General features: G+C 69.5%; 14 protein-coding genes. 7 read left to right on the top strand and 7 right to left on the bottom strand.

Annotated features, from left to right (window positions below):
• The first annotated feature begins 95 nt into the window (after positions 1-95).
• The gene (locus ACIBEI_RS46820; RefSeq protein ID WP_055616939.1) at positions 96-437 is read left to right on the top strand and encodes an SsgA family sporulation/cell division regulator; all 342 of its coding nucleotides are present in this window, start codon (positions 96-98) and stop codon (positions 435-437) included.
• 100 nt (positions 438-537) lie between these two features.
• Here ACIBEI_RS46820 and ACIBEI_RS46815 read toward each other — a convergent pair whose 3' ends face one another.
• Positions 538-2,244 carry a penicillin-binding transpeptidase domain-containing protein gene (locus ACIBEI_RS46815; RefSeq protein ID WP_398897355.1) on the bottom strand — a complete coding sequence of 569 codons (1,707 nt, stop codon included), beginning with the start codon at positions 2,242-2,244 and terminating at the stop codon, positions 538-540.
• 125 nt (positions 2,245-2,369) lie between these two features.
• Positions 2,370-4,013: a penicillin-binding transpeptidase domain-containing protein gene (locus ACIBEI_RS46810; RefSeq protein ID WP_398897411.1), complete on the bottom strand. Its 1,644-nt coding sequence runs from the start codon at positions 4,011-4,013 to the stop codon at positions 2,370-2,372.
• 372 nt (positions 4,014-4,385) lie between these two features.
• Here ACIBEI_RS46810 and ACIBEI_RS46805 point away from each other — a divergent pair, with 372 nt between their 5' ends.
• Together ACIBEI_RS46805 and ACIBEI_RS46800 are read left to right on the top strand one after the other, a co-directional pair.
• Positions 4,386-4,859: a DUF6232 family protein gene (locus ACIBEI_RS46805; RefSeq protein WP_398897354.1), complete on the top strand. Its 474-nt coding sequence runs from the start codon at positions 4,386-4,388 to the stop codon at positions 4,857-4,859.
• Complete coding sequence (locus ACIBEI_RS46800; protein ID WP_398897353.1) at positions 4,856-5,170, top strand: hypothetical protein; 315 nt, start codon at positions 4,856-4,858, stop codon at positions 5,168-5,170. The genes ACIBEI_RS46805 and ACIBEI_RS46800 overlap by 4 nt, the downstream gene beginning before the upstream one ends.
• Positions 5,171-5,574: 404 nt before the next feature.
• On the opposite strand, the gene ACIBEI_RS46795 is transcribed toward ACIBEI_RS46800, so the two are convergent.
• From ACIBEI_RS46795 to ACIBEI_RS46775, 5 genes are all read right to left on the bottom strand, one after another.
• Positions 5,575-5,955, bottom strand: a complete 381-nt coding sequence (locus tag ACIBEI_RS46795; protein ID WP_398897352.1) for a DUF6415 family natural product biosynthesis protein — start codon at positions 5,953-5,955, stop codon at positions 5,575-5,577.
• Positions 5,956-5,957: 2 nt separating this feature from the next.
• Positions 5,958-6,284, bottom strand: a complete 327-nt coding sequence (locus tag ACIBEI_RS46790; RefSeq protein ID WP_398897351.1) for a hypothetical protein — start codon at positions 6,282-6,284, stop codon at positions 5,958-5,960.
• 317 nt (positions 6,285-6,601) lie between these two features.
• Entirely contained in the window at positions 6,602-7,792 is a 1,191-nt protein-coding gene (locus ACIBEI_RS46785) for a helix-turn-helix domain-containing protein (RefSeq protein WP_398897350.1), read from the bottom strand.
• A gap of 112 nt (positions 7,793-7,904) precedes the next feature.
• Entirely contained in the window at positions 7,905-8,546 is a 642-nt protein-coding gene (locus ACIBEI_RS46780) for an HAD family hydrolase (protein WP_398897348.1), read from the bottom strand.
• 886 nt (positions 8,547-9,432) lie between these two features.
• The gene (locus ACIBEI_RS46775) at positions 9,433-11,175 is read right to left on the bottom strand and encodes a dolichyl-phosphate-mannose--protein mannosyltransferase (RefSeq protein WP_398897347.1); all 1,743 of its coding nucleotides are present in this window, start codon (positions 11,173-11,175) and stop codon (positions 9,433-9,435) included.
• A 62-nt stretch (positions 11,176-11,237) separates the two neighbouring features.
• On the opposite strand from ACIBEI_RS46775, the gene rsmI reads away from it, so the two are divergent.
• The 4 genes from rsmI (at position 11,238) to ACIBEI_RS46755 (ending at position 15,399) form a co-directional block, all read left to right on the top strand.
• Positions 11,238-12,092, top strand: a complete 855-nt coding sequence (rsmI, locus tag ACIBEI_RS46770; protein WP_398897345.1) for a 16S rRNA (cytidine(1402)-2'-O)-methyltransferase — start codon at positions 11,238-11,240, stop codon at positions 12,090-12,092.
• Between the two features lie 260 nt (positions 12,093-12,352).
• Positions 12,353-12,808 carry a hypothetical protein gene (locus ACIBEI_RS46765; RefSeq protein WP_398897344.1) on the top strand — a complete coding sequence of 152 codons (456 nt, stop codon included), beginning with the start codon at positions 12,353-12,355 and terminating at the stop codon, positions 12,806-12,808.
• 215 nt (positions 12,809-13,023) lie between these two features.
• Positions 13,024-13,893, top strand: coding sequence for a TatD family hydrolase (locus ACIBEI_RS46760; protein ID WP_398897342.1), 870 nt, complete (start codon positions 13,024-13,026; stop codon positions 13,891-13,893).
• Between the two features lie 141 nt (positions 13,894-14,034).
• The gene (locus tag ACIBEI_RS46755) at positions 14,035-15,399 is read left to right on the top strand and encodes a ubiquitin-like domain-containing protein (RefSeq protein ID WP_398897340.1); all 1,365 of its coding nucleotides are present in this window, start codon (positions 14,035-14,037) and stop codon (positions 15,397-15,399) included.
• The last annotated feature ends 171 nt before the right edge of the window (positions 15,400-15,570 follow it).

Below are 15,570 nucleotides of genomic sequence, written 5' to 3'. Positions count from 1 at the left end.
GTGACGTCGAATAATCCGGAAGCGCATTTCGGAAAATATGCGACATTGGAGAGGAAGCAGCTCAAACACGGAGCAGCTCACAGAGGGAGCGATCGATGTCCGCCGTCGAGCAGTACGCGCGCGCCCACATCGTGACGGACGCGGCGCAGGATCCGCCCGCCGTTCCGGTGGCCCTTCGATACGACCCGGAGGCCGACCCCCGACGGGTGCACATCATGCTGCCCGGCCATCACGAGTGGGTTTTCGCCCGCGACCTGCTCGAACAGGGGCTACGGGCTCCGGCCGCCGCCGGTGACGTACGCATCTGGCCGTGCGGGCGGGTGCAGGCCGTCATGGAGTTCCACTCGCCGAAGGGAGTGGACGTCGTGCAGTTCGAATCGAAGACGCTGATCCGCTTCCTGCGGCGTACGTATACGGCTACCCCCGTCAGCAGCTGACAGAGGCAGCCGTTGGGGGTGCGGATTCGTCTGCGGGGTCGTCGTGGCTGGGCGCGCAGTTCCCCGCGCCCCTTTGGGGCGCGGCTCTGGCCGCTGGTTCTCAGCTGCCTGCCTTCAGCAGTGCTGCCACGATCGGGCCGGCCGTTTCGCCGCCGTGGCCGCCCTGCTGGACCACGCCCGCGGCTGCGAGGTCGCCCTTCCAGGCGGTGAACCAGCCGTTGGGCTTCTTCTGGCCGTCGACCTCCGCGGAGCCGGTCTTGGCGCCGAAGTCCGGGCCGAGACCGGCCATGGCCTCGGCCGCCGTGCCGGCCGCCGCCGTGTACTGGAGGAGCTCCTTGAGCTGGGCCGTCGTGTCGGCGGACAGCGAGCGGGACGCCTTCGCGAGGGTGCGCTTGTCGACCGTCGGAGCCACCAGATAGGGCTGGTGGAAGGTGCCCGTCTTGGCGGTGGCCACGACCGACGCCATGTTCAGCGGGTTCATCCGGACCCCGCCCTGGCCGATCAGCGAGGCCGCCATCTGGGCCTGCGACTGGACCGGTACCGAGCCGTCGAAGGTCGGCACCCCGATGGCCCAGTTGTCCATGCCGAGCCCGAACACCTGCTGGGCCTGCTTGGTCAGGTCGTCGTCGCTCAGCTTCTTGGCCTGACTGATGAAGGCCGTGTTGCAGGAGCGCGCGAAGCTCGCCTTGAACGTGCCGCCCTTGATCTCGAACTTGTCGTCGTTCTGGAACTTCCAGCCGCCGTACGTCGAGTACTTGGGGCAGGGGTGTTCCTTGTTCGTCGACGCGAGGCCCTTGTCGATGAGCATCGACGCCGTGATGATCTTCATCGTCGAGCCGGGGGCCAGGGAGCCCTGGAAGGCGGTGTTGAAGCCGTGCCCGGCGTTCGCGACGGCCAGGATCTCTCCGGTGGACGGGCGGAGGACGACGGCCGAGGACTTGGCCTTCTTGGCCACCTGCTGCTCGGCGGTCGCCTGGAGGCCCGGGCTGAGCGTCGTACGGACCGTGCCCGGGGTGCCCTTGCTCAGCTCCACCAGCGTCTTGTCGGGGGTCTCGTCGGAACCGGACCCCTTGGCGGAACCCTCGGCGTCCTCCGACTCGGCCTCCGCCTTGGCGCGGATCACCCGCAGCTCGATGCCCGCCTTGCCGCCCGCCGTCTTGCCGAACTTCTCCCGCAGGCCGTCGAGGACCGTGCCCAGGGAGGGGTACTTGTCGGTGGTCAGCTCGCCGCCGTCCCGGTCGAGCGCCTTGACCGGTGGCGTCCCGGCCTCCCCGGTGACCAGCTTGTCGCCGTCCTTCAGGTCCGGGTGCACGACCTTGGAGTGCCAGTCGACCAGCGGCTTGCCGTCCTTGGCGCGACGGACGACGGTCAGCTCGGACTCGTACGCGAGGGGCTTGGTCAGGCCGCCCTTGTACGCGACCGTGCCCTTGACCGAGAACGGGACGGCGTCACCGGAGCGCTTCTTGGCGGTGAGCGTCACATCCTTGATGTACGCCTCCTTGCCGTAACCGGTGAGGAGCGTGCGGGCCGCCGCCGTGTCGTTCGTGGCGGCCGCGGCGGTGGTGACGTCGCCGCTCTGCCAGGCCGTGAGGAACGCCGTCGCCGTCGACTTCACCTCCGTCGCCGACAGCGGGCCCTTCTTCACGGGCTTGGAGTCGGAGGCCGAACTCGAGTCGTCGGCCGCCGCCCCGCCCCCGTACAGGGCGTAGACACCGAACCCCGCGCCGCCCACGACAACGGCGATCATCCCGCCGATGACGGCGGGTTTCGTCCTGTTGCGCTCAGACGCGCGCCTTCTGTTCCCCACGGCTTCCGTTCCTTCGCTGCTTCCCCGGATACCTCACGGTCCCCTACAAGAACGAGAGTCACCACCCTAGAGTCCCGCCCTGTGAGGGTGAGTTCGGACACCTGTGAACCGGCGTCCTCTTGGGCTCAGCCCCCCGCCCGCAGGACCTGGGCCACGATCGGGCCGGCCGCGTCGCCGCCGTGGCCGCCCTTCTCCGTCATGGCCGCGGCCGCGATGTCGTTCCGGAAGCCGGTGAACCAGCTGTTGGACGTCCCCTGCCCGTCGACCTCGGCGGAGCCGGTCTTGGCGCCGATGTCGCCGCCGAGCCCGGACATCGCCTGCGTGGCGGTGCCGCCGGCGCTGGTCGCGGTGAGCCGCATCATCTGCTTCAGCTGGGCGACCGTGCCGCTCTGCAGGCCGTCCGCGGTGGCCAGTTGACGGTTGTCGAGCTTGGGCGACACGAGGTAGGGCTGGCGGAACGTGCCCGTGATCGCGGTCGCCGTGACCGAGGCCATGTTCAGCGGGTTCATCTGCACGTCGCCCTGGCCGATGGCGTTGGCCGCGCGCTTCGGGCCGACGGACGCGGGGACGCTGCCGTCGAAGGAGACGATGCCCGTCTTCCAGTCCTTGCCCAGGCCGAACCGCTCCTGGGCCTCGGTGGTGAGCGACTCATCGGTGAGCGGGCGCTCGTCGGAGCCGTCGATGAGCTTCACGAAGGCCGTGTTGCACGAGCGCATGAAACTGTTGGCGAGCGTGGCGCCCTCGTTGGGCTCCATTCCCGTGAGGTTCTCGAACTGGCGGCTCTGCCAGGTGGCGGTCGGCGGACAGGGCGCCGGACCGTTCATCGAGGCCACGCCGTTGTCGATGAGCATCGCGGCGGTGATGATCTTCATCGTGGAGCCGGGCGCGACCTCGCCCTGGAACGCCGCGTTGAACGCGTCCCCGCGGTGGTTCGCGACCGCCAGCACCTGCCCGGTGCTCGGCTGCACGGCGACCACCGACGACTCCGCGAACCGCGTGACCGCCTTCTCCGCCGCCGCCTGCACGTTCGCGCTGAGCGTCGTGCGCAGCTTGCCCGCCTCGCCCTTGGCGAGGGTCACCAGAGAGGTGTCCCCCGCGCTCTCGCTCTCGTGCCGGATCGCGAGCTCGACACCGGGTGTGCCGCCCGCCTTGTCGCCGTACCTGTCGCGCAGCGTGTCCAGGACGGGGCCGAGGGACGGGTACTTCTCCTTGGTCAGGACAACATCGTTGCGGTCCACGGCCTCGATGGGCGGGCTCGCGGCCTCGCCCGTGACCAGGGTGTCGCCGGTCTTCAGCTGCGGGTGCACGACGGACGGCTGCCAGTCGACCAGCGCCTTGCCCGTGGTCTTCCCGCGCACGACGGTCAGTTGGCTCTCGTACGCGAGGGGCTTGCTCTTCCCCTCGTACGACACCGTCGCCGACACGGAGAAGGGCACGGTCGTGCCCGCCGGCGTACCGGGCGTGATCTTCACCTTGGCGATGTGCGCCTGGCCGCCGTAGGCGACGAGCAGGGGCCCGGCGGCCTGCGCGTTGTTCGTCTCCGCGGCGGCCTCGGCCGCCTCACCCTTTTCCCAGGCCGCGAAGAACTTCTTGCTGGTCTCCTCGACCTCGTCCCCCGACGGCGGCCCGGTCTTCTTCTCCGCCGTGGTCCCGGCCGAGCCGCTGTCGCCGCTGACCGCGCTGACTATGTTGTACGCGCCGTACCCGGCGCCCCCCACCATCACAGCGAACACCCCGCCCACGATGGCGGCCTTGGCCCCGTTGCGCATCGCGCGATCCCCTCCCCGTTCCCCGTCCCCGTGAACCTTTCTGAACGCGTTCAGAAAGGTGTCCATGGTGGCACTGTATGCGGGAGGTGTGACGGCTGGGGTGGCAGTGTCCAGAAGTTGACCGAACAGAGACGGGGACTCCTGTGCGGTTCACATACGTGACCCGCGGAGCCTGCTCGTGTGACCTCGCGGAACGGTCGACGCCGACGTGAAACCAGTCAGAAAGAGATCGACTTCGTTCACCGCGTTCTCAATATCGGATCACCATTCTTTTTGCGGTTCACCGATTCCCTCCGTGTGTTTGAGTGTCGTGCTTCGCACCGAAAACGAGGGGGACGAGTGGGGTATTCGCGCGGGATTACAGAAGTCCAAGTGAGCAAGGGCGCCCTGTGGGTTGCTTCGGACACCTATCCGTTGCGCAACATCGCCAGGACGTCGATGCGGGAAATCGTGCCCGACTACGGCAAGGCCAAGGCCGAGTTCGTGAAAAAGCTGGTGCTCCAGCTGATCCTGGTGTTCGCGGGGCTGGGGCTGATGTCGGCATCCACGTTCATCGGCTTCCTGCTGCTGATCGTAGGTGCCGGGCTGATCGCCCGCGGCTACCAACGGCTCCAGAAGGTCCTGAACGCTCCGACGCTGTACGTACTGCAGATCACGACGTCGGGGTCTCCGCAGACGGCACTGACAAGTGACGACAAGGGGCTGATGGACAAGATTTTCCACCAGCTCATGGAAGCGATGGACAACCCGGAAATCCAGTTCCGGTACGAAATGCCGACCTACAACATCAACGGCGACAGCATCTACCAGTTCGGCGACCACAACACGGGACAGGTGATCGCGTGACCGGCGACAGCGTCATGCAGTTCGGCAACTTCAACATCGGAATGGTCAAGAGCCAGGGCCCGGTGGACCAGCGAGCGGCCCACGAGCAGATGATCAACGCGGTACTGGCCATCCGGACACACGTCTCCGAGTCGGACCGATCGGTCATCGACGACTCCCTGGGCATCCTCGACACCGACGGCCCCGTGGACCGCCAACGCTTCCGCCAGGCCCTCGGCACCATCGGCGGAATCGCGGCGCTGCTGGGGGCGACGGGGGCGCCGGTGATCGAGTCGATCGGCGGTGTGATGGAGGCGTTCGGCTTGCGGTGACGTCCAGTACGGGGGTGAGGGCCTGGGGCTGGGCGCGTAGGAGCCGGGGGCGTGACGGCCCGGGGCTGGGCGTAAGAGCCCGGGCGTGACGGCCCGGGGCCCGACGATGTGCTCCTGACCCGTGACGAGGGGGTCGGGAGCACTGCCGTGTCGGCTTCGCCGCCCGGGTCGGACCTGGCCGACGGTTGGTTGAGCTACTCGCGCCCTGTCAGTTCGGCAATCGCCAACACGGCCCTTCCGGATACCCCAGCCAGACGATCTGGTTCAGGTCCGTGACGGTCATCCCGAACGATGTCTGATCGGGCGAGCCCGCGTCCTGCCATGTCAGCAGTGCGTCTTCGACCTGGTCCCACAGGTTCAGCGGCCCGTTCCGGTTCGGCGGTCGGGTCGCTCACCAGGTCCTCCTATGGGTCCTCCTTTGCGGATGGGTGGTTGGGCTCGTCGGGCGCCCGACCAGGCTCCTCCAGATGGCCGAGGAGACAGATGACCGAGCGGGCGAGGCGCTGAGCGTGGGCCACTTCGGCGGGCAGTGTGGGGCCCGCTTCGAGGTCCAGGCGAGTGCGGGCCTCGGCGACCCCGGCATGGACACCACGCCCGACTGGCTCGCCCTCTGGCAACCCGAGGCCGGCCTTCTCCACTTCAGGGATCAGCAGCATCAGGTGCCCTCGGTAGAGCAGGATCAGATTGTTCAGTTCGTCGGCGGTGGGCAGTTCGGCGTGCTCATCGAGCATCAGCGCTGTGGTGGCGTGCATCGTCGCGGTGTCGACCGGAAGAGAGGTGTTCACCGTCACGAGCGCTCGCCCCGGGAGCGGGCGTTGGCCGCCGCCACACCCGCGCTCAGCGCCTCGGTGAGGGAGACGGGCCGGAGCCACTCCTGGCGGGCGTCCCATTCGCGGCCGCCGTCGACCGGTCGCAACTGTACGTACGGGCCGACGAAGCCCATGACTCTGCCGATCGCCCGCCGCCGGGTGTCCTCGACGGTGTCGCCGAGAGCTGGTGCGTACTGCTGCATCCTTGTCACTCGCTTTCCCTCACACGCGCACAGCTGGCGGGCGCACTCCTCGGGCGGCGGCACGTAGGCGCGTACGAGGGCGTCCAGGTCGGCCTCAGCCACGAGGACAGGTCGCGGTGGTCGCCACACATGCGGAGTTGGGATCTGTCGCCTCCGCAGGGGCACATGGGCCGAATCCCCGAATGACGAACGGTGTACCTGCGTATGTGCCTTCGACGGGGCCGGCGCCGCATCGGCCTGCTCACGCCTGGTGGCGATACCGGACCCGAACAGGAACGCTCTCATCCATTCGCGCACCTCTGATGCAAGGCCCATTGCCGAACTCCTCCCCGATCCGATTCGTCGGTCTCTGTTCTTGAGACAGATGGTGGGGGCGGGCAAGAGCCACAAGTACCCCAGCGAGGGGTGGTCGACCTTCGTCAGGTGGCCGCGCACCACTCCGCGAAGTTTGTGAGGCTCTCCGATTCGGCGCGCTTCAACCGGCGTAGCGTGGCGGCGTCCTCGCGGACCCATGGGTGCTCGCGTGTGTGCTGGGGAGCGATCCGGCGTGCAGCCTTCAGAGACTCGAAGGCGGGGTCCACGAGCCCTGACCACAGCTGGGCGCGGGCCAGTTCGATGTAGAAGCCCGAGCGACGCTCGGCAGGCAGATCGGCCGAAGGCTTCCACTCGCGGGCGAGCGTGAGAGCGCGGCCGACGTGATCGCCTCCGAGGCTGACTGCGACGGACGCCTCGTGGATACGGACGGAGTCGGGCCCGAAGGCGGTGCCGCAGTAGACGTCTTCGACGATCTGGTCCGCGAGGGCGCGAGCCTCGGCGAGGTGGGTCTGAGCGGCGGTGGCGTCATGTGCCCGGCCTGCGATGACCGCGGCCCGCATGTGGAGGGCACCCCTCGCCGCTGTCTCAGGAGGCGTGTTGGGTGCGGGTGCGGCGTCGATGGCCTGTTCCAGGGCTCGAAGCCCGGTGGTGTGTGCGCGAGCCGCGAAGAATGTCTCCGTCCGTACGTAGGCCACGGCGGCGGTGAGCAGTGGGTCTTCGGCCTCGGGGACGGCCCACCGCATGAGTTCGACCAGGCGTGCGGACAGGTCGCGGGCGCCGAACTTGTAGGCGACGGCGTCCGCCGAGCGGTAGGCGCTGACCAGGAGTTCAGCAAATCCCCGCCGCTCGTGGGCAGAAGCCGCGTGATAGGCGTGCGCAAGTTCGGTGAGCAGGTCGGGGAGCTCACGGGCAATGCGTGTGTACTGGGCGGCGAGGCGCCATTGGACAGCTTCGCCGACCGCTGCGCGCAGTTCGCAGACGGGGCGGCCCGGGCCGTCTTCCGGGATGTCGTAGGCGGCCAGTGCGGCGGAGAGCGCGGGCAGCGCGTCATGGACCGCGGTATGCGCGGGCCCTCGGTCGGTGTCGAGCCTGATCGGGTCTACGCCGAGGGCGGCCGCGATGGCTTCGAGGGTTGCGTCGGTGACGCCGCGTTCACCGCGCTCGATCTTGCGGATGGTACCGAGGGCGACGCGGGCCGTGTCGGCGAGCTGCTGCTGCGTCATCTTCGGGCGGACGACGCTGCGGTAATAGGCGATACGCCTGCCTACCCCGCCGTGAGCGGACGGTGCGGACATACGGGCTCCACTTCGGTACGTCTGCTACGGACGGTACCCGTACCGGGACGCAGCGCGTACGCGAATTCGCCCAGCAAGGCCTGCGCGCATTCGAGGACCCTTTGCGTGGCGGTCAGCCCGCGATGATCGACGTGAGCTGGGTGAGGCTGTTGATGCGCCAGTCCGCCGCCGCCTTCACCTCAGGGTCGTCAGCCCACAGGTTCCCCCAGGGCCCACGGCGGATGTGCGCCGCCCGGAGCCCGGCCGCCTTCGCGGGGAAGATGTCGTTGGCCGGGTGATCGCCGACGTACACCGTCTGTTCCGGCGTCGCCCCAGCAACCTCCAGCACGCGCTCGAAGAACTCCGGCTGCGGCTTGGCCACGCCCCACTCATCCGACGTCACAACCAGGTCCGCGGGCAGATCGAGGGCGCGCAGCAGTTCGCCCGCGCGCGAGGTCTGGTTGCCGGCGACGACGACACGGATACCGAGCTCGCGGAGCCCGGACAGCGCGGGACGGACGTCGTCGTAGAGATCCGTTTCGTCGAGCACCTCGCCACGGCCCGCGGCCTCGCGTGCCCGGTACTCGGCGGGGAGATCGATCCCAGGTCTGGCAAGGCGCACGGCATCGGCATTGTCCCGGCCCTGGGCGACGACGGCACCGACGAGGGCGGAGAGAGTGTGGCGAGGAATGTCCAGCCAGTCGGCCCAGGAATTCCAGTAGCGGTCGTCGCGGACGATGGTCTCGCCGACGTCGAGGACGATGGTCGCAATCACCTGCGAACCCTACGGCTTCCCGGCGAGAAGTCCGCTTACGGTTCCCGCCCCCAGTGGCGAGCGGGCAAACACACGCGGAATTCCGCCCCGGCGACCAGTTGCCGTGCGCGGAGCACTGAATCTCACAGTGGCGCGTCGACAAGACGCCTGGCTTTCCCCGTAGTTGAGCCTGGCGGATGCTGGCGAATAGTGGGCTCGGCCGAGTGGATACCTGGCGCGCCGGTAAGTTGCGAGACGCCCGGTGCCGTCGCTCCTGGAACGCCTGCCCAATTCGGGCAGGTCCCAACACAGTTGGGGACATAGAGAGACAGGGGGCCGGGCGAGATGGAGCGATCGACGAGGCGAGGAAGGTGCCGCAGGCGTTGCCGCCAACCGGACTGGGGGCAGTTGGCGGCACTGTTTCTCACAGCGATCACTGCCATCGCGGGGTGCGTCGAACACTTTCTGTGACGCATGAGGGGTGAGCCGGACGGCTGGCCGGGCAGATGAGTGAGCCCGGCCGACGCTTACTCGGCCGGACCCACCCCGCCTCGCGCACGAGCCTGGCCTTGGGCTGCATCCCGAAGCCAGGCTTTTGTGCGTACACGAGGAGGTCGGAGCGCCGTGGGCCTGCCTCCCCGGGGCGCTTCCAGGTGAGACAACCGCAAGCCGGCCGCGTCCATCAAGCCCTTGCGGACAGGCGGTTGGCTAATTTGTATGCTTTTGTCCACCGTGGATCATCTTGCTAACCCTGGCGTTTGCATGGCGCAGGAACAAGAAATCGCAGGTAGCGAGCTTGGGGGGGTAGCGAAACCTGGCGAATGAGCGCCCTTCTACGCTCAACTCAGTGAAATAGCGCGAGCTTTCTGCTAAGAGGCAATGACGACCACCAACGATGTCCGCCCAGCTAAACCCACGTATCCAGCCACATCCGAGACCGCCAACTGTCGATCGGAATCGCCTCCCCCGTATAGATCGGCCAGAAATAGATGAAGTTCCAGGCGATCAGCAGGACCAGAACCCCCGCCGTGACCGCGCCGATGACGCGGCGGCGTTCCGTCGAACCGGGAGGGCCGAGGATGGCGCCGATCATCATGGCCACCGCCAGGCAGAGGAAGGGGAGGAAGACGACGGCGTAGAAGAAGAAGATCGTGCGTTCCTGGTAGAGGAACCAGGGGAGGTAGCCGGCCACTACGCCGCAGGCGATCGCGCCCGCGCGCCAGTCGCGGCGGAAGAGCCAGCGCCACAGGACGTAGAGGACGGCGAAGGCGGCGGCCCACCAGAGCATGGGCGTGCCGAGGGCGAGGACCTCGCGGGCGCACTTCTCGCCCGCGTCCGTCGGGCAGCCGTCCTTGCCGGGCAGCGGGGACTCGTAGAAGTACGAGACCGGGCGGCCGGTGACGATCCAGCTCCACGGGTTCGACTGGTAGGTGTGCGGGGAGTGCAGGCCGACGTGGAAGTCGTACACCTGGGTCTCGTAGTGCCACAGGCTGCGCCACCAGTCGGGGAACAGCCAGGACCAGTCGCTGGTGCGGCCGTCGGCGGTGGCCCAGTCGCGGTAGTAGCCGCCCCTGCCGTTGGTGGCCGACAGGAACCAACCCGTCCACGACACGATGTACGTGCCGATCGCCACCGGGACCGTGGAGAGGAACGCCCAGCCCACGTCGTGCTTGAGGACCGCGAGGTGGGGGCGGCGGGCGCCCGCGACCCGGCGGGAGCCGACGTCCCACAGGACCGTCAGCAGACCGAACGCGACCAGGAAGTACAGGCCGTTCCACTTCGTGCCGATGGCGAGGCCGATGAGCAGACCCGCCGCCAGGCGCCAGGGGCGGCGGCCCAGGAGCGTTTCCTCCGCGATGCGCGCGTCCGGGCGTACCAGGCCGTCGGCGTCCGGTGGGAGCGCGGCGGCGAGGCGTTCGCGGGCCTTGTCGCGGTCGATGACAAGACAGCCGAACGCCGCCAGGACGAAGAACATCAGCACCTGGTCGAGCAGCGCGGTGCGGCTCATCACGAAGTGCAGGCCGTCGACGGCCATCAGCGCGCCGGCCAGACAGCCCAGGAACGTCGAACGGAAGATCCTGCGGCCGATCCGGCACAGCATCAGCACCGACAGCGTGCCGAGCACGGCCGTCATGAACCGCCAGCCGAACGGTGTGAACCCGAACATCCACTCGCCGAGCCCGATGACGTACTTGCCGACGGGCGGGTGGACGACGTAGGCGGCGTCCGTCGGGATCTTGACGTTCCCGCCGTTCTGCAGGATCAGCTCGTTGGCGTTCTTCGCCCAGTTGACCTCGTACCCGCGGTGGATGAGCGCCCAGGCGTCCTTGGCGTAGTACGTCTCGTCGAATATCACCGCCTTGGGGCTGCCGAGGTTCCAGAAGCGCATCACGCCCGCGATCAGCGTGACGAGCAGCGGGCCGCCCCACGCCGACCAGCGGACGAGGCGTTCGGCGGCCTCCCTGCGGAGCCCGATCGCCGCCCACAGGCGCGGGCTGGGCTCGGTGTACGCGGGCACCAGGCGTTCGCGGACATCGCTTCTGGGCGGGGCCGTGTAGCCGAACCGGCGCAGCCGCTGTTGCCACGACGGTCGCTGGTCTTCGACGCCCTGTCCCTGCCGGGTGTCCGTGGAGGACGCGGTACTGGTCACCGCGCCATCGTAGGGAACAGGTCTGTGTGAGTCCCGTGGGCCGCCCCTGCGAGGATGGAACCGTGACAGGAACCCTTGTACTCGCAGGCACGCCCATCGGGGACATCGCGGACGCGCCGCCCCGGCTGACGGCCGAGTTGGCGGGGGCCGACGTCATCGCCGCCGAGGACACGCGGCGGCTGCGGCGGCTGACGCAGGCGCTGGACGTACAGCCGTCCGGGCGGGTCGTCTCGTACTTCGAGGGGAACGAGACCGCGCGTACGCCCGAGCTGGTCGAGGCGCTGGTGGGCGGGGCGCGCGTGCTGCTCGTGACGGACGCCGGGATGCCGTCGGTGTCCGACCCCGGGTACCGGCTGGTCGCCGCCGCCGTGGAGAAGGACATCAAGGTCACGGCCGTTCCCGGGCCCTCGGCGGTGCTCACCGCGCTCGCGCTGTCCGGGCTGCCCGTCGACCGCTTCTGCTTCGAGGGCTTCCTGCCGAGGAAGGCCGGCGAGCGGCTGTCGCGGCTGCGGGAGAACGAGCACGAGCGGCGCACGCTCGTCTACTTCGAGGCGCCGCACCGACTCGACGACACCCTCGCCGCGATGGCCGAGGTGTTCGGTGAGGAGCGACGGGCCGCCGTCTGCCGCGAACTGACCAAGACGTACGAGGAGGTCAAGCGCGGGCCGCTGGGCGAACTCGCCGCCTGGGCCGCCGAAGGGGTGCGCGGCGAGATCACCGTCGTCGTGGAGGGCGCCCCGGAGATCGTCGAGTCGCTCGACGCCGAGGAACTGGTGCGCAGGGTGCGGGTGCGCGAGGAGGCGGGGGAGCGGCGCAAGGAGGCCATCGCCGCCGTCGCCGCCGACGCGGGGCTGCCCAAGCGCGAGGTCTTCGACGCGGTCGTCGCGGCGAAGAACGCGGCGCACCCGAATCCCTGAGCCCGGGAGCGGGCGGCCGCGTCCGAATTCCCGAGCGGGCCGCCGTGCTCGAACCCTTGAGCGGGACCCCGCGCCCGACCCCATGAGTCGGCAAAGGACGATCGCGGAAAGCAAAGCTCAGACCGTGTTCTGAGGGTGCTCCGACAAGGAAAGGCCAAGACGGCTCCAACACTCGACAGGTCTGGTGCGCTTCGGCCTGCGGAAGCGTCCACTGGTCAAAGGACGCACCCGTCCTCGTCCAGCGGACAAGAGGAGCTGGCATGAGTGAGATCGCAGGTCAGACCGGGCAGATCACTGGAGATCCTGGCCACCGCACCACGGCGACCGACATAGTCCACGAGTCGTACTCCTTCGCCTGCATGCGCTGCGGGCACGGCTGGGAACAGTCGTACGAGATCGAGCACCACCTCGACGCCGAGGGCACCGAATTCGTCATGTACGTGGCCGACGGCCGGGTCGTGCCGTCGCCGCTGAGCCGACCCAGCTGTCTGAACTGCGACGGCCATGTCGTCCGCATCATGCGCGCGGGGCAGGTCTCCTCGGCGCAGAACCCGCTGCGCCACCCGACGCCCGTACGGCCCCGGAAGGCCCCTGACAACGAGACCCCGGAGTCGGCGGAGACGGCGGAGAACGCGGAGCCGTCAGCGGGCGAGGAGCGCCACCACTGGCACCTCTCCGATCTGCTGCACCCGTTCCACCACCGCAAGGCGAGCTGATCCTCCGGTCCGCCGCCCGATGCCGGGCCCCACGTCCAGCGGCCTCCCCCCGCCTCCGGGACCGTGGGACCCGGCATCGCCTTCCCCGAGACCTCCTGGGGCCGACAGGAACCTCCTGAGCCTCCCCGGGACCTCCCGAACCCCCCGCCCCCCCCCGGCCCCCCCAGGACCTCCCGAGTCCCCCGTCGCAGGGTCGGGCTTCGTAGGATCGGGGCATGCCTTCCAACGCCGAAGCCCCGCCGCCGCCGACCCCTCTCCGGGTGCCGGTCGCCGACTCGCACACCCACCTCGACATGCAGTCAGGCACGGTCGAGGAGGGCCTCGCCAAGGCCGCGTCGGTCGGTGTGACGACGGTCGTCCAGGTGGGCTGCGACCTGAAGGGCTCGCGCTGGGCCGCGCAGACCGCCCTCGACCACGACGCCGTCCACGCGACCGTCGCGCTGCACCCGAACGAGGCCCCCCGCATCGTGCACGGCGACCCCGACGGCTGGTCCCGGCAGGGCGCGCGGCAGGCCGGTGGAGACGGCGCGCTGGACGAGGCGCTCGCCGAGATCGACCGGCTCGCGGCCCTTCCGCAGGTCAAGGGCGTCGGCGAGACCGGCCTCGACTACTTCCGCACCGGACCCGAGGGCAAGGCCGCCCAGGAGAGGTCCTTCCGTGCCCACATCGAGATCGCCAAGCGGCACGGCAAGGCACTGGTCATCCACGACCGCGACGCCCACGCCGACGTGCTGCGGGTCCTGAAGGAGGAGGGCGCCCCCGAGCGGACCGTCTTCCACTGCTACTCCGGTGACGCCGCCATGGCGGAGATCTGCGCCCGCGCCGGCTACTACATGTCGTTCGCCGGGAACATGACCTTCAAGAACGCCCAGCCGCTGCGCGACGCCCTCGCCGTGGCCCCCCTCGAACTGGTCCTCGTCGAGACCGACGCGCCCTTCCTGACCCCCGCGCCGTACCGCGGACGGCCCAACGCCCCGTATCTCATTCCGGTCACGGTCCGCGCCATGGCCGCCGTACGGGGTCTGGACGAGGACGCGCTGGCGACGGCGATCTCGGCGAACACTGCCCGCGCGTTCGATTTCTGAGCCGTAACGACAGGGCCCGCTCAAGGGGTCCGGCCGGGGGACGTCTCGCGACACAGCGTAGTCGTGATGCTTTGGAGAGTGACGAACGCTCCGCTAGGTTCCTCTGGCCCGATCCGGATCGGATCCCTGGAGCGTGTCGTAGTGAGCAATTCGCAGTACGAGACGTATGGCCCGACGTACCCGACGCACGAGACCCCTGAGCCGTACGGTCACGGATACCCGGACACGTACCGCCCCGCGTACGAGGACGTGAGCGGGGGAGCGAGCGGGGGCGGCGGCGAGTACGCCCCCGACGGGTGGCGCGGGCCGGAGGCTCCGACGCTTCCCCGGCAGATGCCGCCCACGCTGGAGATGCCGCTGCCCGGTGGCCGTGCCGAGGCCCGGCGGGCCGCGCGGCGGCGGAGGAGCGCCGAGCGGCCCGACATGCGCCGGCTGCTGCCGCAGGCGCTCGTCGTGGCGTTCCTAGCGGGCGGCACCACCGCGTTCGTCGCCGACGACAAGGCGATCGAGCTGAACGTCGACGGGAAGCCGCGCACGCTGCACACCTTCGCCGACGACGTCACCGAACTCCTCGCCGACGAGGGCGTCGAGATCGGCGCGCACGACATCGTGGCGCCCGGCCCCGGAGCCGCGCTGACCAGCGGGGACGAGGTGGCCGTCAGGTACGGGCGGCCCGTGCGCCTCACCCTCGACGGGCAGCGCAGCAGGGTGTGGACCACGGCCCACACCGTGGAGGGCGCGTTGCGGGAGTTCGGGGTGCGTTCGGAGGGCGCGTACGTGTCCGTTCCGCGCTCCCGGCGGATCGGGCGGGAGGGGCTCGCGCTCGACGTCCGTACCGAGCGGACCGTGACCGTCATGGCGGACGGGCGGGCGCGTACGGTCCGGACGAACGCCGCGACCGTCCGCGAGGTCGTGGCGGACGCCGGGATCACCCTGCACGGCGAGGACACCACGTCCGTGCCGCCCGGGAGCTTTCCGCGGGACGGGCAGACGGTGACCGTCATGCGGATCATCGGCACGCAGGAGGTCCGTGAGGAGCCGATCCCCTTCGAGGTGCGGCGCACGGAGGATCCCGGGCTGTTCCGGGGGACTGAGGTCGTCGAGCGGGCGGGGCGGGCGGGGCTGCGGCGTGTCACGTACGCCCTTCGTACGGTCAATGGGGTGAAGGAGCGGCCTCGGCGGCTTGGGGCCGAGGTGGTGGACCTGCCTCAGGCGCAGGTGGTGAAGGTGGGGACGAGGCCGCTTCCCACGTCCGTGCGGGGGGCGGACGGGCTGAACTGGCGGGGGTTGGCCCAGTGCGAGTCGGGTGGGCGGCCGGGGGCGGTCGACTCCTCCGGCACGTATGGGGGGCTCTACCAGTTCGACACCCAGACCTGGCGGAGTCTTGGCGGGGCCGGGCGTCCTCAGGACGCGCCTGCCGCGGAGCAGACGTTCCGTGCGAAGAAGTTGTATGTGCGGCGGGGGGCCAGTCCCTGGCCGCATTGTGGGGGGCGGTTGCAGGGGTGAGGGCCTTTTCTCGCCCCCGCCGCCCCTACCCATTCCCGTCCTTCTGGGGCTCCGCCCCAGGCCCCGTGGGGTTTGTTTGTTGGGTGCGGGCCGGTGGGGGCTTGTCGCGCAGTTCCCCGCGCCCCTAAAGACCTTAGGGGCGCGGGGAACTGCGCAGTCTTTTGGGGGTTC

The sequence above is a fragment of the Streptomyces sp. NPDC050988 genome, assembly GCF_044456225.1.
Taxonomy (GTDB): domain Bacteria; phylum Actinomycetota; class Actinomycetes; order Streptomycetales; family Streptomycetaceae; genus Streptomyces.
Note: the sequence above shows the minus strand (reverse complement) of the source record. Positions and strands in the feature narration are given on the sequence as shown.

Bases quoted from the DNA above. Each gene is read 5' to 3' on its own strand.
- ACIBEI_RS46820 (WP_055616939.1), top strand. From the start codon at position 96: ATGTCCGCCGTCGAGCAGTACGCGCGCGCCCACATCGTGACGGACGCG.
- ACIBEI_RS46810 (WP_398897411.1), bottom strand. From the start codon at position 4,013: ATGCGCAACGGGGCCAAGGCCGCCATCGTGGGCGGGGTGTTCGCTGTG.
- ACIBEI_RS46785 (WP_398897350.1), bottom strand. From the start codon at position 7,792: ATGTCCGCACCGTCCGCTCACGGCGGGGTAGGCAGGCGTATCGCCTAT.
- ACIBEI_RS46765 (WP_398897344.1), top strand. From the start codon at position 12,353: ATGAGTGAGATCGCAGGTCAGACCGGGCAGATCACTGGAGATCCTGGC.
- ACIBEI_RS46760 (WP_398897342.1), top strand. From the start codon at position 13,024: ATGCCTTCCAACGCCGAAGCCCCGCCGCCGCCGACCCCTCTCCGGGTG.